Below are 15,570 nucleotides of genomic sequence, written 5' to 3' on the forward strand. Positions count from 1 at the left end.
TTTCCGTCGCTCGAGGACACGACGAGAGCGACCGCCACACGCAGTACTCGAGCGACGGCGCGGGTGCGATCCGTATTACCGGCGGGGTCCGGATTACGGGCCGGCGGCCGATGCCGGGACCTCGAGGGCGACGGGGTCGTGACCGGTTTCCCGGTGATGATCGGTGCCGAGTCGGGTCGCTTCGGCACGGCCCGTCGCCGACCGCTCGTAGGCACAGCTGTCACAGGTCACGAGGAACTGCTTCGTCTCGGCGGCCCCCGCGGTCGTTTCGTTCGTTGCCATACGAGACCGGTCGGCGACGAGCCGCTTGAACCGTTCGCCGAACCACGTTGGTGGTCCGGGTCGGACCCCATCGCTCGAGCCGACGACTCAGCGACGAGATCGCGGGCAGTAAGCGGCGCGTACGGCCGCGAATGTCGTTTGAGGAGAAGCCGACTCAGAGACCGACGTTCAGCGCGTAGCCCCACGGCTGGCTCGCCAGCACCAGCACGAGCAGCGACGCGGCGAACAGTTCGACGTTCTTGGTGAAGTGGTTCATCTCGTTCTGTCTCTGGTCGTCGGGAACCGCCCAGAAGTCGTGCATGAGCGGCGTCGCGACGAGGAAGAAGACAGCCAGCGCCCCCGCCGCGACGACGGGGTAGACGCCGAGGACGAGACCGAGACCACCGAGAACGAGGACGACGCCCGAGGCGATGACGCCTAACTTGGGGGCGGGCACGCCCTTCGCCTCGGCGTAGCCGGCCATCGCGTCCGGTGCGAGGAAGTGGTTGATCCCCTGGTAGATGACCAGCCCGCCGAACAGCAGTCGGCCGACGAGCAACACGACGGCAGCGAGGCCGCTCTCGAAGGCCATCAGCGGCTCACCTCCGGGGCCGCGCCAGCCGGTCCGATCGGTCGTGAGTCAGTTCGATCCGCGTTCCGCGTTCGTCGTTGCATGACGATACTCGGTTCGTTCCAGAACCGGTTATATTCTCGCTAACGGGAGTGTTACCGGGTGAAACGCCGGTTATTGGCGGAGTTATGATGTTAGATGTGGTCCGAGAACGGGGTCGGTTCGGCCGGTGGGGACCGAAGCGCGATCGCGCGGCTCAGTCGTCGGTGTTCGTCGCCGGCTCGAGGCCGACGACGGACTGACCCAACACGTCGGCGTAGCCCGACGCCGTGAGCTTCAGCGTCGGAACGCCGGGGAACGTCAGCGTTTGCGCGGTCAACAGCGGCCGGTCGATGTCGACGCCGGCCCCGCGGAGGGCGTCCTCGAGTGCCTCGAACTCCGCGGCGAACTGCTCGGGCGGGAGGTCGGCGGCGGCCCCGGCGACCGGCATGGCGAGGTCGGCGACCACCTCGCCGTCGCGGGCGATTGCGATCCCGCCGCCCATCGAGGCGACGCGGTCGGCGGCGACGACGGCGTCATCGGTATCCGCGGCGACGGTCACTAGCCCGGTCGCCTCCCAGACGGCCGAGGTAGCGAGCGCGCCCGACTCGAGGCCGAAGCCCGTGAGGAAGCCGGTAAAGTCCCGCTCCTCGGTCGCCGGGTCGCGATCGATGATCGTCGCGGTGAGGACGTCGGTGGCGGGGTCGGGACCGAGCCGGCGGCTCGAGCCGTCCGGTCCGTCGACGACGGCGGCATCGGCGGTCGTTTCGGTCGTCACGAGCCCGCGGTCGACCGCCATCGCGCGGACACGGCCCTCGGGCGCGGCCTCGAGCGGCGCGGTGAAGCGCTCGGCCGAGACATCGACCGAGATCGTGTCGTAGACGTAGTCGGGATAGGGATCGGTCCTGGCCTCGACGAGCGGGTCACCATCGGCGACGACGACCTCGCCCTCGGAGAGGACCGTCTCGACGGCCATCGACTCGAGGTCGTCGACGACGAGGAGGTCGGCGACGGCACCCGGTTCGACGACGCCCCGGTCCGCGAGTCCGAAGTGGGCCGCGGTGTTCCGGCTCGCGGCGTCGATCGCGTCGGCGGGTTCGATCCCGGCGTCGATCAGCCGGCGGACGATTTCGGCCATGCCAAAGCCCTCGAGCAGGTCGCCGGGCCAGACGCCGTCGGTCGACAGCGAGACGCTCCGCGAGTCGAGGTCCGGGACGGCCTCGATCAGCGCCGGCAGGTCGTCCCGGATCGAGCCGGAGCGGCCGACGACGTGGATCCCGTTGGCGGCGCGCTCGCGGATCCCGTCGGCCGAAATCGCCTCGTGGTCGTTGTCGACGACGGTCGCGAACGCCCGCAGCGACGCGCCCCGACAGCCCGCGCCGTGGCCGACGATCGGGAGATCGCGCTCGCGGGTGCGCTCGTAGAGGTCCTCGAGCGGCGCGTCGCGGCCGACGACGTGGATCCAGTCGATCTCGCCGACGCCGACGACCCGCTCGTGATCCAGCAGATCCGAGAGTGCCTCGAGTTCGGCCGGCGTCCCCGTCGCGGGTTCGAAGGTGTCGACGAAGTCCTGTGGCGGCAGGGAGACGTAGGCCGAGACCGGGGCATCGGCAGTCCGCTCGAGGAAGGTTTCGACGCCGCGGCTGCCAAAGAGCAGCCCGAGGCCGGAACTCTCGGTGACGATCGAGGTGGTTCCCGACGCGAGCAGGTAGGGCACTTCGCGGTCGAACAGCAACTGGATGTCGGCGTGGGTGTGGGCGTCGATCAGCCCCGGGAGGACGACGCTGTCGGCCGCCGAGACGACCGTCGTCTCCGGGCCGGTGACCGACTCGGCGTCCGCGAGCAGGGCGGCGATCCTGTCGCCGACGATCGCGACATCGCGGTCGAGAAATTCGCGGCGGTTCGAGCAGTACACCTGCCCGCCCTCGACGATCAGGTCGGCGGTCGCCCCCTCGCGCTCGAGCGCGACCGACTGGAACTCGTTCATAGCCGGGAATTCTCACGGAGTGACGTATGTCAATCGATCGCGTGTTAGGTCGCAATCGCCCGCGGGAGCGGCGTTGAAATTCGTCCTCTACGATAGGACTATATACTCAGCTAACCTTTCTACAAAAGAGAACCAATGAACAACCACTTCCACGACAGCCGGTATTACCTCGCTCGCGCCGCCGAACACGCCCGTCTGGGCGTTGCGGAAACGCTCGGCCCCCACGTCGATCGCGTCCGATCACGACTCGGGCTCGCGGTCGAAGACGAGCCCGAGCCGAGCCGGCTCGAGGCGGTGCAGGCGGATGCGCTCGGCCTCGAGCGGCGTGCGGCCCATCGGGTTCGTGGGGTCGCTGGTGACGTGCGTGGGCGCGTTGGTGGGGGTCGCTCGAGCGACGCCGACGACCGCTGAAAGGAAGTCTTAAGTCAGACGCACGGGAAGGGCCTCGTGCGGGTTGGTGATCTAGTCCGGTTATGATACCTCCTTCACACGGAGGAAGCCGGCGGTTCAAATCCGCCCCAACCCACTACTTTTGCGCCGAACAACTCGTGAGGCGCAAAGTCGTGACGTTTGGCGGATTTGAATCAGGGAGTGGAGCGAAGCGGAACGACCGTGGTTCAAATCCGCCCCAACCCATTTTCCGACGCGGACTCGTCGCTATGCTCCTCGTCGTTGCGTCGGAAAAATTGGCACGAATGGATTTGAGCCCAGAGGACAAGCGAAGCGAGTTCTCACGATTCAAATCCATTCATTGAATGGATATTTTATCATCTCAGATTGTATTTAAAAATCATTCATAATGTGGATTTCTGTACCAGACTAAATATTTGTCTGAATTTATTTCATTCTTAGTGATTACGTTCAATGTTACTGTTCCCTCTTTCTCGATCTCTAGTCGAATTCCTTTTCATCAGATGAAAATGGATAGAACACTGATACTGTGAATTCGTCTATTGCAATATAGCTTGCTTTTAGACCTTTTGTTGCAACGAAAGTTCCAGATTCTGTTGGGGTTTCATAATGTAGGCTCGAGCCATCTAATTCTGCATTAGAACATTTGAAATCCTCACAAAATATCATATCTTCCACTTTGGATAGAACAAAGTTTTCAACCGGTATTGTCCTAGAAATATTATCTCCAGAACCTTTCCAAGGACTAGAGACATCAACTTTTACTGCATCATATTGGTCGCCATTATCATATTTTTGTTCCTTTTTCTCTTTCAATCCAGATCCATGGTATGCAAAAAGTATCTTTTTGAGACTTTCTAATATTGGGGCGCCGCGTTGAGTAGTTGAAAATGTGACTTCTCTTTTTTCAGTATTCATCTCTAAGGTTGGATTCTGATCAAGATCACGTTCCCAATATACCACATATGGGAGTTGAGATAGGAACTCTAGTATCCGTTCCTCTCTCCAGTATCTCAATCTCTGGTATAAAGAACTTTGATTACGACCTCAGCTTTGCACGCTAGCCTCGGTTGTTGAGTGAACGAAGAGATGATCGATCTCGGTCATAAGGTCATCAACACCGCGGTCATCATTGTCTCGAACCCACGAGAGAAGGTTGTAGACGGCTTCCTTCAGGGAGTGTTCGAGGTTCGCTCGAAGCGATGACGCCTTCGAGCGAACCGTTCCCAAGGCGCTCGAATCGGGATCAAGACGAACGAGACTGTAGGCAGCCATCAGGAGGTGCCAGTGGCGACTGGCACCTCCGTCAGTCTGCAGCTCGCAGTCTCCCAAGCCGAGATCCTGCTTCGAGTCCTCGAAGAACGTCTCGATGCGCCAGCGCATCCCGTAGGAGCGAATGATGTGGGCGGTTGGTGCGTCGGTCTTGTTCGTAGCGAGGTACTTGATCGGGTTATCTTCGTCTCCGTCGGTCTCTTTCTCTGCGATGACCAGCTTCACGTCTCCCAACTGGGAGACGGGAAGCTTCTTCGTCCAGATGTGATAGGTTTCGTCGTCAATATCGCGCTCAACCGTGTCGATGCGCTCTTCCAGCGCATCGACGCGGAGCTCTTTGCCGGCGTAAGTCACCTGTCGATTGCTCCGGAGCGGGCCGATCCAGTCCTTGCCGTAGGATTCGATGTGTTCAGGAAGGCCAGAATCGTGAGCGAACCACGAGTCGAAGAGGTAGGTGTTCGCAGGCACACCTACCTCTTCTTCGAGTTCGGTGATGATCTCGCGGGCGAGGTCGTACTTGGTGTCGTGGTCTTGGTCATCCTCGTCTTGCTTTTCGTAGAGGCGGAAGGTGAGCGGGTAAGCGGTTTTGTCGTCAGCGTAGAAGGCGTAGATGAGGTCTTGCCCCCAGACAGTGTCACCTTCGGCGTGATCGTAGAAGTGGCCGACGCCGGGGACTTCGTCCCCGGCTTTCTCGGTGATCGTGTCGTCGAGGATAATGTAGCCATCCGTTGACCAGCGTGTTTCACCGTGTTTCTGGAGTTCTTCAAGGCGTTCGTGGTTGAACTGCTGTTCGTCCCAGTCGTACTCGGTGAGGAACTTGTTGAGAGCGCGTTTGCTGTTGGCTGGAAGGACTTCGCGTGCGATGCCCGCCACGGTCTTGTTGCTGGCCGCAACAAGACCTGTGGCGTAGGTTTTGGCGTGATGACGTTGTGCTGGAGACAGCGACTCGAACTCGTCGAACGCACGCGTACACGACAAGAAGTCCGTAATCGGCATCATCCGTCTTTGCCACCGCCTACGTCACGCTCCTACTTCAACGTGCAAAGCTGAGATTACGACTATATTTCAACCTACATATTATTCTCTCACCACCGGCTATTGTTTTTTGTTGTTTAGTAGAACTTAGCAGTGCCTTAGATACTTTGGTTGTATAGAAACCTATATGTCCAGAATTGATAGAATCAACAACAACTATGGCCGTGTTATTTTCAATTAATGCTTCTAACGCCCAATCATATGGCCACAGTTCCTTTTGGAATTGTCCATCATCAAAGTACAGATCCTCAGGAAGAGAAAAAGTGAGAGTTGCTTTCCCTGAAAAATGCCCCTGTGGTAAGTATTTCTTCTTCCCCTCGACAAGTATGTATGAGAATTCATATTCAAATTCATTACCGTCAGTATTTAGCGAAATATTGTCGTTCTTAAAACGATTATTCAATCCTTCTTCAATATCCCACTTGCTTGGTATTGCGGCTTCCCTCCAGCCTAAGTATGAAAATACTACTGTTCCTACCGTCAGTATTATGCTGAGAATTGTTATTTCATTATCTAATGACCATCCGGCTATAACTACAAGAGTAGAAATAAAGACATCAAACTGTGTGTTCCATACATATATAAATCCAAGACTGAGGGATGAAATCATTGATATTTGGTAGCTTTTCGGGTGGATTCTTCCCTCCATTCTTTGTTTGCTTATATACAGCAAGAATATTATTATCGATAATGAGTTCGATATATAAAAGTTGAAAAGGAGGCTGATAACACCATATATCAAACATAGTATCAATCCAGACACTATTGCTGCGATTATATTTTTCTTGATTATCTCTTTTAGATCTTTGATCTTTCCTCCACCACCAAATATAAAATATAAGATTAGCAATAGTAGAATGGTAGAGAATATAATGGGTGAATCTGCTATTTCACTCCTAGAAGCGAGAGATATATCGGTGATAGTAGAGAAGTTGATTTGACCGGTTCTACCGACGTTATACGTTAACCTCATCTATCAAAAATCAACTAGCCTGTTTATCACTAATCCTTTTCGTTCCAGTAGATATAAATTAGTTGAGTGTATTACATGATGACTATTCATCTGATAAGCTAGCTAGATTGGTTGATGCTATGAATCAACCTTATTCGCTACCACTGCAGACGGCTGACGACACCCACAGGGCCACGCATAGCATTCCCCGGGGCCGAGACAGTGGGTGATCAGTACGTCGCGGCCACAGCGTGAACACGTCCCGAGCGTGCCGTCGGAACTCATCTCCCGCCACCTCGAGTGCCGCAGTTCTTGGACGGCGATTTCGGGCGGCGCTGGCCGCATCGCTCGAGCCCGCTCGAGCCAAACCCAACCGAATACCGACGCGCTACGGATCGTGCGAGACTTTTATGCCTCGTGAGTAGGTACGGAATCATGCTTGCAAACCGCTGGGGTTTGGAAGCGCGTCTCGGGTGCTGGTACACCCGGGACTTTCGTGCAGTCCCTAGGAGAGCGCTTCCGTTCTCTGATATTGTCGTGACAAACTTATAATTATTAGAGGCTGCGTGAATAGATGGGCTGCGACGGCCGCCGACCGGGAATCGCTCACCCCTCGGAGACCGACTCCGTCGTAACGTAGTACGGCCCGTCCCACTCGCGCACCCAGTCCGGGGCCGCGGGGTGGGCCTGCAACTGATTCGCCTCGTAGGACTCGTCCGGGTAGACGGTGCCGTCCTCGTCGGTGCCGTCCTCGAGCGGGACGACGTAGGTGACCGGGTCCCGCCCTTCGGCGGGGAGCAACTGTTTCCGGTCCCAATCGTGTGCCGCGCCCGCCGAATCGGTCCACGTCTGGGGGTGGAACGTGACGGCGACGCCGGATTCGTGATCAGTCATCGGTCGTTCTCACACGCGGACCGCGGATAGGGACTCTGACGAATCGATCCGGATCGTCGTTTAAATACGCGCTCGCCGCTCGCGGTCGAACGGGTCGTCCCACACTCGAGGGCCGGCCACGGCTATCGACGGGCTGTCGCTCCTCGAGTCGGGCGTCGATTTCGCGGGACTCGAGTCGCCCGCTCGTTCGAACACGGCCGTTCGGTACTACCGCGAACATCGCCGATATGGTGGGTCCGACCGAGCCGACGACCCCGCCATACGACTGGGGTATTTACGTGAGCGACGAACATATCCGCGCCAACCTATTCTTAGGTGTGCCTAAAACAGTGGGGTAGCTCGAGTCCGACCGGTGTCGCACCGACGCCGATCGCGACCGCCCCACATCATGCCCTACGTCGAACTCACCGTCACGATTCCAACGGACGCATGGATCGGCCGAATATCACGCGACTACCCCGACGCCCGGTTTCGGGTCCTCGCGGCGACGGCCACCGACGGGACGGGAGCCGCCCGGCTCGAGGTCCTCGGGTCGTCGGCCGACCGGATCTGCGAAGCTTTCCGGGCCGACGACTCGGTGACTGACGTGACGGTCCTCGAGACGGCCTGTCACCGGCGGCGTCTCCAACTCGAGACGACGACGCCGGTGGTGTTGACCGCGATCCAGTCGTCGGGCGTGCCGCTTCGGACCCCCTTCGAGATCAGCGACGGCCGGATGGCCCTGGAGACGACGATTCCCCAGGAGCAACTCTCGCGGCTCGGCGAGAGCCTGACCGACTCCGGCATCACGTATTCGCTCGAGCGGGTGCAACCGGAGGCCGACTCCGAGTCGCTGCTCACCGACCGACAGCAGTGGCTCCTCTACGAAGCGATCGACCGCGGCTACTACGACACGCCGCGCCGGATCACGCTGGTCGAACTCGCGGACGAACTCGACATCGCCAAGTCGACGTGTAGCGAGACGCTCCACCGGTTGGAGGAGCGTGTCCTGAAACAGTTCGTGACCGGGGACTGCGAACACCAGCCCGATATCTCCATTCGCGCCGATTGAACGGTCCCGCGTCTCGCGACCGGAAACAGCCTCGGAACCCGATGCCCGCAGCCGACGGCCCTGCCGCCTCGAGACCGCGTGTCGGACCCCCTAAGTCGAGCCGGGGAAGGTATTCGAGACGGTTACTATCCGGGTCGCGGCCGTCTCCCGAACCGGCTATGACGAAACACGCGTTCATCCTCCTCTCGCATCCGGAGCGACCGGGCAAGTTCGCGAACTCCTTGACCTACGCCGCGCAGTTGGACGCGGCGGGCCACGAGGCGCGGGTCTACTTCGATGGGGCCGCGACGTACTGGTTCGAAGATATCGAGGACCGGCCCGCGCCGGCACGAGCGGCCTACGAACGGGCGAAAGACGAGGACCTCGTTGCCGGAGTCTGTGACCACTGTGCGACGTTCAAAGGCGTCGCGGCGGCCGTCGAGGCCGAGGGGTTCGAGATCGACGGGACCGAACACGCACCGGACGTCGCGGCCCTCGCGGACGAGGGCTACGAGATCCACACGGTCTGACCGACCGCGACTCGGAGACGAGGCGATTGGATCGACCCGGCCGAGCATCGCTGATCTCGAGCGGTCGCTCGACGACGGACAACTGGTGACGAACATGTTCACCACCAACCTTTGGCGGTTTCGGGCCCAACATATGACGGGAACCAAACTATGCGACTTTCCAAGGGTGCGCTTCTCGTCGTCATCGCCGTCCTCATCCCGTTCGTCGTCGAGTTCCGGACGGCCCTCTCGTGGTTCGGTATCACGCTGTCCGTCCTCGAGACGGGTATCGTCGGGCTAGCGGTCGTCATCGCCCTCCTGGCCTGGGCGATGTGGCCACAGGAGGACGGTGCGGCGATGGAATCACACCGATCCGACTAACGACGTTTCGAAGGGCACGAACTCGGCTGACGACCGTCCGGTCCCGGTCGTCGCTGTCGATTCGCCGGCCGGGCCAAGCGCCCGCCATCGGTGATCGGGACTGAAAGGAGGTCCCGCTAGCCCTCGGCGTGAGCCTCAACGAGACAGCCGTCGGACCCCTCGCCGATGCGTCGGCAGGCATCGACACGGGGATCGTCGATCCGCTCTTGCAGTCGGTGGACGCCGGCTTCGGGAATCGTATATCCGATCCGATAGGCGGTGTAGTCGTCGATATCGTACGCTAGGACGCGATCGAAAAAGGACGTGACCACGCACTGTCGCCACGCGAGCGACTCGGCGATCGCCGCTCCGCGGGGCGTCAGCTCGACGCCGGCGTACTTCTCGTACTCGAGGACGGCGTCCTCGGCGAGTCGTCCGACCATCTCGGTGACGCTTGCGGGGCTGGTGTCCAGTCGCTCGGCGAGGTCACCGGTTCCGACCCGTCCCGTTCCCCGAGCGGCGAGCCGGGAGACGGTGAGGAGGTACCACCCTGCGGTCGGGCTGCGTAACGTACACGGTCCGGCCGTCTCGGCGGCATCCATCGCCGCGTCTGCGGAGGTCATCGTTCGATACACCGTACCACGGGAACCCACGAGTCATGACCCCCGAATATGTTCCTCAATTCAATTACAGACGAACGTGTGTTCCGAGGGTTCGGACGTGTATCGGCGAATCGAACGGTATCGAACCGTCGAGAACTCCGACCGGAGATAGTAGCGACGAAACTTAACTCACCTCGAGTGGTAGCTCATCGCATGGTGTACCAGTTGCGGTGTGACGGCTGTGACTTCGAGCGGGAACACGCGGACTGGGCGGACGCAAACAGGGATGCCAGGGATCACGAGGCGGAACACGGCGATCACTGGGTGCGTATCGTCGACCTGCAGGAAGCCTGAGCGGACGGCTCACTCTTCGGGGCCGTCGACCCCCTCGAGCGCCGCTGCCAGGATCGCGGTGTGGACCGTTCGGCTGTCGGTCTCCTGAATCGTGGCCGCCGCCTGGAACCGCTCGCGGGCGCGGGCCACCGTCTCCGGCTCGGCGGCGAGTTGCGCGAGTTCGAACGCCTCGGGGTCGACGGCGCGAGCAGCCCCGAAGTCCGCCGCATCGTACAGGTCGGCGAAGTCCGCGACGAGGTCGGCGACCAGCTGGGCGGTCGCGTCCGCACCCGGATCGCCGACCGGCACCGTCGAGCCGGTCGGCTCGAAGTAGTTCGCGTAGTCGACGACGCCCGCCTCCTCGTAGAGAATCGTCTCGAGCGCGTCGAAGACCGGCGGCGAGACGTAGACGCCGAACAGTTTGTATCGATCGTCGCTGGTCATCGGTTCAGGTCGACTCGATCCGACGCGCTCGAGTCGGATAAATCCGACCACCGGTCGGCTGGGAACACCGTCACTGCGGGGTCGATTCGAACGATCGTCCATGAGAAACGAAGGCAGTATAAAGCGTTTTAGCGTCGAATCACGAACCGCGAGGCGTGGTTTCTCGAGTGCCGAATCCGCTCCGGTGGCTCCTGCTATCGATCGGGTTCCTGCTCGCGCGGGCCGGCGTCGTCGACCGGGAGCGCGTCGTGCGGACGACGGACCTCGCGTGGCCGCGGATCGTCACGGGGATCGCCCGGATGTCGAAGTCGGCGGCCGACGTGGCGATGGTCGGGATCGCCCTGGGACCGGCGGCGATCGCCGGCGTCGGCTTCGCGACGCCGTTCTGGGCGCTCGCGTTCGGGATCGGCGGCGGAGTCGCCGGCGCGACGATCGGGCTGGTCTCCCAGCGGTTCAGCGCGGGCGCAACGGAGGACCTCTCGCTGGCGGTGACGACCAGCGCGCTCGTTGTCGTCGCGATCACCGTGCCGCTCGCGGCCCTGTTCTGGCTCGTTCCCGCGGAACTGATCGGACTCGTCGGCGACGACGCCGCGTCGGTTTCCTACGGTGCCGACTACCTCCGGGTCGTTTCCCTCGGGGTTCCCGTCGCCGCCCTGAACCTGATCGGCAGCCGTACCCTCGTCGGGGCCGACGACGCCTGGACGCCGATGGCGTTGCGCGCCGGCGGTGCCGTCGTCAACGTCGCGGTCAACGCCGTCTTGCTGTTCGTCCTCGAGTTGGGTGTCGTCGGGGCGGCAATCGGCACGGTACTGGCCAACGTCCTCGTGCTGGCGGCGTTCGTCGGGGGGTTCGCGTTCGGCCGGCTCCCGGTGATCGGCGAGTTCCCGGTCAGGATCGACGTCTCGCGGCCGTACACGACCCTCGAGGACGTTCGAAACGTGATCGAGATCGGAACGCCGCTCGTCTTCACCAACGTCGCCCGCCGGGGCGCGCAGTTTCCCATGCTCGCGATCGTCGCCCTGTTCGGGCCGAACGTGGTGGCCGCCTACGTCGTCGCGCGCCGCGTTCGGGATCTGATGGACACGCCCGGCTGGGGGTTCTCGCTGGCCTCGAGCAGCCTCGTCGGGCAGGAACTCGGCACCGGCGACGAGGGCGACGCCGACACCTACGGCTGGGAGGTGCTGTGGTTCGGCACCGCCGTCTACTGCTGTAGCGCGGCACTGGTTCTCGTCTCCGCCGAGCGGGTCGGCCAGCTCTTCGTCGACGATCCCGATATCCTCCCACTCGTGACGACGTTCATCGTCGTCGCCTGCGTGAGCGTCGTCTTCCGCGGAATCAGCGGCGGCGCGACCGGCCCGCTGCGTGCCAGCGGCGACACCCGCTGGCCGTTCTACGGGCAGGTACTCGGGCTATACGCGTTCGCGCTTCCCGTCGCTGCCCTCGGTGCCGTTGCCGTCCCCCTGCCGGGTCTCGAGGCCGTGACGCCGCTGGGAATCGGGGCGCTGTACGCCGCGTTGATCCTCGAGACGCTCGTCCCGGCCGCCGTCACCTACTACCGGTTCGCCGCCGGCCACTGGAAGGCCATCAGCCGCGGCTACCGACCCGACTCCTCGCCCGGCGACTGACCGAAATACCAGTCTTATTACTATCGTTCGATTCTGGTACGATTTCGGTCGAACTAGCAGGCAAGGGTTCACTTGATGCCGTCAGTATCGCTCGAGCGAATCGCCGACGATCACTCAGACGGGCTTAGAGCCGATATCGCCGGCCACGGCTGCATTAGGAACTGGCTGACTTCATCGTGTGTATAGTCCCGGTCGAGCTGAATCATACCCCAGAGGGACGGTCCCTGTCCGTCGGTTCCGTCGATTTTCCGTCTCGGACTGATGGCCGGCGCCGACGAACCGGCCGGGGAACCGGTCGATCGAAATTCGTGTATGAATACCGAAAGGACATCGAAAAGTTTCGAGGTCTGATGGATAAAGGCCGGTCGATCGATATCGGTCGGAAGGTGGCGACGGAACGAGGACGTCGGCGATCGCCGAGCGCTAGATCTCCTCGACGTACGTGTACGACTCCGACAGTGCCTCGGCGTCCTCTCGGAGCAGGGCAACGACGAGACAGTCGACGTACTCCTCGAAGTAGGCCACGAGGTCGGCGATCCGGTTCGAGTCGATCGCCTCGAGCGAGTCCAGCAGCATGAACGGGACGATCTCGTAGACGTCGTGGACCAGGTAGCCAGCCAGCGCGAAGACGAGCCCGGTGACCTCGCGTTCGCTCTCCGAGAGGTGGTCGACGGTGTCCTCGTAGGTGCGGCCGTCCTCGGTCGTCCGGACGATGTGGAGGTCGAAGGCCGTCCGCGAGACCTTCCGTCGGCCCTCCCGGACCGTCCGCTCGCGGCGTTCGATCCAAATCCGGTCGATGTTGCGGTACTCGAGGATCGAGAGGATCGAGTCCATGTGGTCGTTAAAGGCGTCGACGGCGTTCTCCTCGATCCGGTCGACCCGTGTTCGAAGGTCCGTCAGTTCGTCCTCGACCGTCTCGCGACGCTCCTCGAGGTCACTTCGCTCCTCGATCTTCTCCTCGATCTCCGCGATTCGCGCTTCGACCTCGTCGCGTTCGGCCTCGAGGTCCTCCAGTTCGAGTTCGAGCCGGTTCAGGTCGCGGTGGGTATCGATAACCTCGCCGTACTCGGCGTTCTCGTAGGTTTCGGCGTCCGATTCGAGGTCTTCGACGCGTGCCCGCTGCTCTTCGAGGTCGGCCTCGAGGGCCTCGATACGGTCCGTGCGGCGCTCGAGTTCGTCCTCGACGGCCTCGAGTCGCGTTTCGATCTCCCCGCGCTTTTGGCGTTGCTCGCGCAGTTCCTTTCGCCGGTCGGAGAGGTCGTCGATCTGCTCTTGGAGATCGCTGCGCTCGTCGAGTTTCCGCTGGCGGAGCGAGCGCAGTCGGTCGAGCGTCGCCTCGATCCGGTCGCGGTCGACCCGGGAGCCACACGTCCAACAGACGACGTCGTCCGAGTCCGCCAGCAGCTGGTCGGTCACGTCGCCGTCGTCGTCCGCGGCCGCTCCGTCGTCGACCTCGAGATCGACGTCGAAGCCGTCCTCCGCGAGCCGTTCCTCGTTGAACCGGATCACGCTCTGGAGTTCGCTGACGGTCGTATCGAGCGACCGCTTTCGGTCCCGCAGCTCCTGGACACGGCCTTCGAGGCGATCCGGCGACTCGGGGTCGTCGTCGAACGCCTCGAGTTCCGCCGTGAGGTCGTCGCGTTCGGCCTCGAGTTCGGCGCGGCTCTCGCGTTCGGTCTCGAGATCGTACTCGATCGACTCGAGTTCGGTCCGGGCCTCCTGGAGGTCCGTGAAGGCCGACTCGATCGCGTCCTTTCGTTCGCGGCTCGCCTCGACGTCGAGGTCGAACGCCTCGAGTTCGGCCTCGAGATCGGCGATCCGCTCTTCGGTCGCCTCGATCTCGTTCGCGAGCGCGACGCGGTCGGACTCGAGGTCGGGCAGTTCGTTGTCGAGTTGGGCGAGTTCCTCGAGCCGGCCGTCGAGGTCGCGCTTTTCGGCCTCGAGGCGGTCGATCTCCGCCTCGATCTCGTCGGTGTCGATCGGCCGCATGATGATCTCACGGAGATCGTCACCGCTCCTGACCGCACGGCGGGCCTCGTTGGACTCGAGCAGGAAGGCGAACAGATCCGCCAGTTCCGGCTCGTCGAGATATGGGTCACCGTCGAAGACGACCTCGCCGTTGCGCCGCGTCAGCGAGCGCATGTATCGCTCGTCGTCGAAGGTCAGTTCGACGCGGCCGTCGTCCGCATCTCCTTTCAGGGACGACCGACGGCTGCCGAGCGCCGCCATGATCGTCTGCAGGAACGACGTGCGGTTCGTCGCGTTTCGTCCGGTCAGGACGTTCACGCCGGGCGCGAGCGTGACCTCGGTGCTATCGATTCCGCCGATATTCTCCGCCGCGACGGTAATCGACGAGGTGACTGACTCTTGAGATGACACGAGCGCCCTTTCACGCCGCTAAAGTAAATGCTATGTGGTTACGGCCGGTTTCGCATCGGCGTCACGCGGCGTCGGGCGCGTCGCAGTCACAGCCGCCCCGCTCGAGCAACTCCGCGATTCCGTAGTCGGCACCGCAGTTCCCACAGATCGTCCGGACATCGACGAACACCTCGTACTCCCGGTCGGTTATTTCGTCGGCGTTCCCCAGTTCCTCGAGCGTCGACTCCGTGATGACCTGCGTCCGCCCGGCGAGCCGTTGGACGGTTTCTTTCTTCCGCTCGATGCGATCCTCGGTGTCCTCCTCGGGGAGGGAGGCGTCGCGGACGTTCGTGAGATAGGAGTAAATCGTCTGGTGGGTAACGAAGTCCGACTCGACCGCGTCGACGTCGACGCCCGCCCGCTCGAGTTCGCGCCGTCGCCGAACCGCGACGGATCGCGATGCATCGTCGTCGGTCAGCGTTCGATAGAGCGACCCGACGTCCGTATCGAGGGCCGAACCACCTGCCTCGCGCACAGCGGCACGGAGGACGGCCTCGTTGAACTCGGTCGCGAGGTCCCGAAGGCTCGTTCGGTCCGTGCCGTCGCCGATCCACTCCGCCTCCAGGCGCTCCCCCCACTCCTCGAGGCCGTACTGGTCCATCACTCGCTCGACTTTCGTTCGCCGCCCACCACGCGAGTCGTCTGCCATACCGGATGGCACCGCGGCCTCTCCTACAAATGTTGTGGTCGTCACCGGTTTGGCTGGGGGCGGCGGCCACCGAACGAACCACCGCCGCTGACCGGCCGGTCGCGGCCGGAACTATCCCCATTCGTTCACGAGACGTAACGATCGGCTGCCACCTCGAGGACGTCGACACCGTCGGAGC

The 15,570-nt window shown here is 62.0% G+C and carries 17 protein-coding genes and 1 tRNA gene; 7 read left to right on the forward strand and 11 right to left on the reverse strand.

Annotation, left to right across the window (positions count from 1 at the left end):
* Positions 1-93 precede the first annotated feature (93 nt).
* The 3 genes from NATPE_RS07640 to NATPE_RS07650 all read right to left on the reverse strand — a co-directional run bounded on the left by NATPE_RS07640 (position 94) and on the right by NATPE_RS07650 (position 2,858).
* Positions 94-282 (reverse strand): hypothetical protein, encoded by a 189-nt coding sequence (locus NATPE_RS07640; RefSeq protein WP_006179300.1) that lies wholly within the window; start codon positions 280-282, stop codon positions 94-96.
* A gap of 154 nt (positions 283-436) precedes the next feature.
* A complete protein-coding gene (locus tag NATPE_RS07645; RefSeq protein WP_006179299.1) occupies positions 437-853 on the reverse strand; it encodes a DoxX family protein in 417 nt (138 codons plus the stop codon).
* 235 nt (positions 854-1,088) lie between these two features.
* Positions 1,089-2,858 carry an adenine deaminase C-terminal domain-containing protein gene (locus NATPE_RS07650; protein ID WP_006179298.1) on the reverse strand — a complete coding sequence of 590 codons (1,770 nt, stop codon included), beginning with the start codon at positions 2,856-2,858 and terminating at the stop codon, positions 1,089-1,091.
* A 135-nt stretch (positions 2,859-2,993) separates the two neighbouring features.
* Here NATPE_RS07650 and NATPE_RS07655 point away from each other — a divergent pair, with 135 nt between their 5' ends.
* Together NATPE_RS07655 and NATPE_RS07660 are read left to right on the forward strand one after the other, a co-directional pair.
* Entirely contained in the window at positions 2,994-3,269 is a 276-nt protein-coding gene (locus NATPE_RS07655) for a DUF7553 family protein (protein ID WP_015298881.1), read from the forward strand.
* 40 nt (positions 3,270-3,309) lie between these two features.
* A tRNA-Val gene (locus tag NATPE_RS07660) sits at positions 3,310-3,384 on the forward strand.
* A 365-nt stretch (positions 3,385-3,749) separates the two neighbouring features.
* Here NATPE_RS07660 and NATPE_RS22135 read toward each other — a convergent pair.
* The 4 genes from NATPE_RS22135 to NATPE_RS07670 form a co-directional block, all read right to left on the reverse strand.
* Complete coding sequence (locus tag NATPE_RS22135) at positions 3,750-4,187, reverse strand: hypothetical protein (protein ID WP_157557351.1); 438 nt, start codon at positions 4,185-4,187, stop codon at positions 3,750-3,752.
* A gap of 129 nt (positions 4,188-4,316) precedes the next feature.
* A complete protein-coding gene (locus NATPE_RS07665) occupies positions 4,317-5,540 on the reverse strand; it encodes an IS701-like element ISNpe1 family transposase (protein WP_015298669.1) in 1,224 nt (407 codons plus the stop codon).
* Between the two features lie 34 nt (positions 5,541-5,574).
* On the reverse strand, positions 5,575-6,549 hold the full coding sequence (locus NATPE_RS22140; RefSeq protein WP_015298882.1) for a hypothetical protein: 975 nt from the start codon (positions 6,547-6,549) through the stop codon (positions 5,575-5,577).
* Positions 6,550-7,134: 585 nt separating this feature from the next.
* Complete coding sequence (locus NATPE_RS07670; protein ID WP_006182069.1) at positions 7,135-7,422, reverse strand: hypothetical protein; 288 nt, start codon at positions 7,420-7,422, stop codon at positions 7,135-7,137.
* A gap of 388 nt (positions 7,423-7,810) precedes the next feature.
* Here NATPE_RS07670 and NATPE_RS07675 point away from each other — a divergent pair, with 388 nt between their 5' ends.
* From NATPE_RS07675 to NATPE_RS07685, 3 genes are all read left to right on the forward strand, one after another.
* Positions 7,811-8,473: a helix-turn-helix domain-containing protein gene (locus tag NATPE_RS07675; RefSeq protein WP_006182070.1), complete on the forward strand. Its 663-nt coding sequence runs from the start codon at positions 7,811-7,813 to the stop codon at positions 8,471-8,473.
* A 158-nt stretch (positions 8,474-8,631) separates the two neighbouring features.
* A complete protein-coding gene (locus NATPE_RS07680) occupies positions 8,632-8,982 on the forward strand; it encodes a DsrE family protein (protein ID WP_006182071.1) in 351 nt (116 codons plus the stop codon).
* A gap of 150 nt (positions 8,983-9,132) precedes the next feature.
* Positions 9,133-9,342, forward strand: coding sequence for a hypothetical protein (locus NATPE_RS07685; protein ID WP_006182072.1), 210 nt, complete (start codon positions 9,133-9,135; stop codon positions 9,340-9,342).
* 116 nt (positions 9,343-9,458) lie between these two features.
* Here NATPE_RS07685 and NATPE_RS07690 read toward each other — a convergent pair whose 3' ends face one another.
* Entirely contained in the window at positions 9,459-9,944 is a 486-nt protein-coding gene (locus tag NATPE_RS07690) for a metal-dependent transcriptional regulator (protein WP_006182073.1), read from the reverse strand.
* Positions 9,945-10,136: 192 nt separating this feature from the next.
* On the opposite strand from NATPE_RS07690, the gene NATPE_RS22635 reads away from it, so the two are divergent.
* Positions 10,137-10,277 (forward strand): hypothetical protein, encoded by a 141-nt coding sequence (locus NATPE_RS22635; RefSeq protein WP_006182074.1) that lies wholly within the window; start codon positions 10,137-10,139, stop codon positions 10,275-10,277.
* A gap of 9 nt (positions 10,278-10,286) precedes the next feature.
* Here the strand turns inward: NATPE_RS22635 and NATPE_RS07695 are convergent, their stop codons facing one another.
* Complete coding sequence (locus tag NATPE_RS07695) at positions 10,287-10,700, reverse strand: hypothetical protein (RefSeq protein WP_015298884.1); 414 nt, start codon at positions 10,698-10,700, stop codon at positions 10,287-10,289.
* 167 nt (positions 10,701-10,867) lie between these two features.
* Between NATPE_RS07695 and NATPE_RS07700 the strand changes: the two genes are divergently transcribed.
* On the forward strand, positions 10,868-12,325 hold the full coding sequence (locus tag NATPE_RS07700; RefSeq protein WP_006182076.1) for an MATE family efflux transporter: 1,458 nt from the start codon (positions 10,868-10,870) through the stop codon (positions 12,323-12,325).
* A gap of 423 nt (positions 12,326-12,748) precedes the next feature.
* Here NATPE_RS07700 and NATPE_RS07705 read toward each other — a convergent pair whose 3' ends face one another.
* The gene (locus tag NATPE_RS07705) at positions 12,749-14,704 is read right to left on the reverse strand and encodes an archaea-specific SMC-related protein (RefSeq protein ID WP_015298886.1); all 1,956 of its coding nucleotides are present in this window, start codon (positions 14,702-14,704) and stop codon (positions 12,749-12,751) included.
* A gap of 61 nt (positions 14,705-14,765) precedes the next feature.
* Positions 14,766-15,392 (reverse strand): rod-determining factor RdfA, encoded by a 627-nt coding sequence (rdfA, locus tag NATPE_RS07710; protein ID WP_015298887.1) that lies wholly within the window; start codon positions 15,390-15,392, stop codon positions 14,766-14,768.
* Positions 15,393-15,570: the final 178 nt, after the last annotated feature.

This window comes from Natrinema pellirubrum DSM 15624 (genome assembly GCF_000230735.2).
Lineage (GTDB): Archaea > Halobacteriota > Halobacteria > Halobacteriales > Natrialbaceae > Natrinema > Natrinema pellirubrum.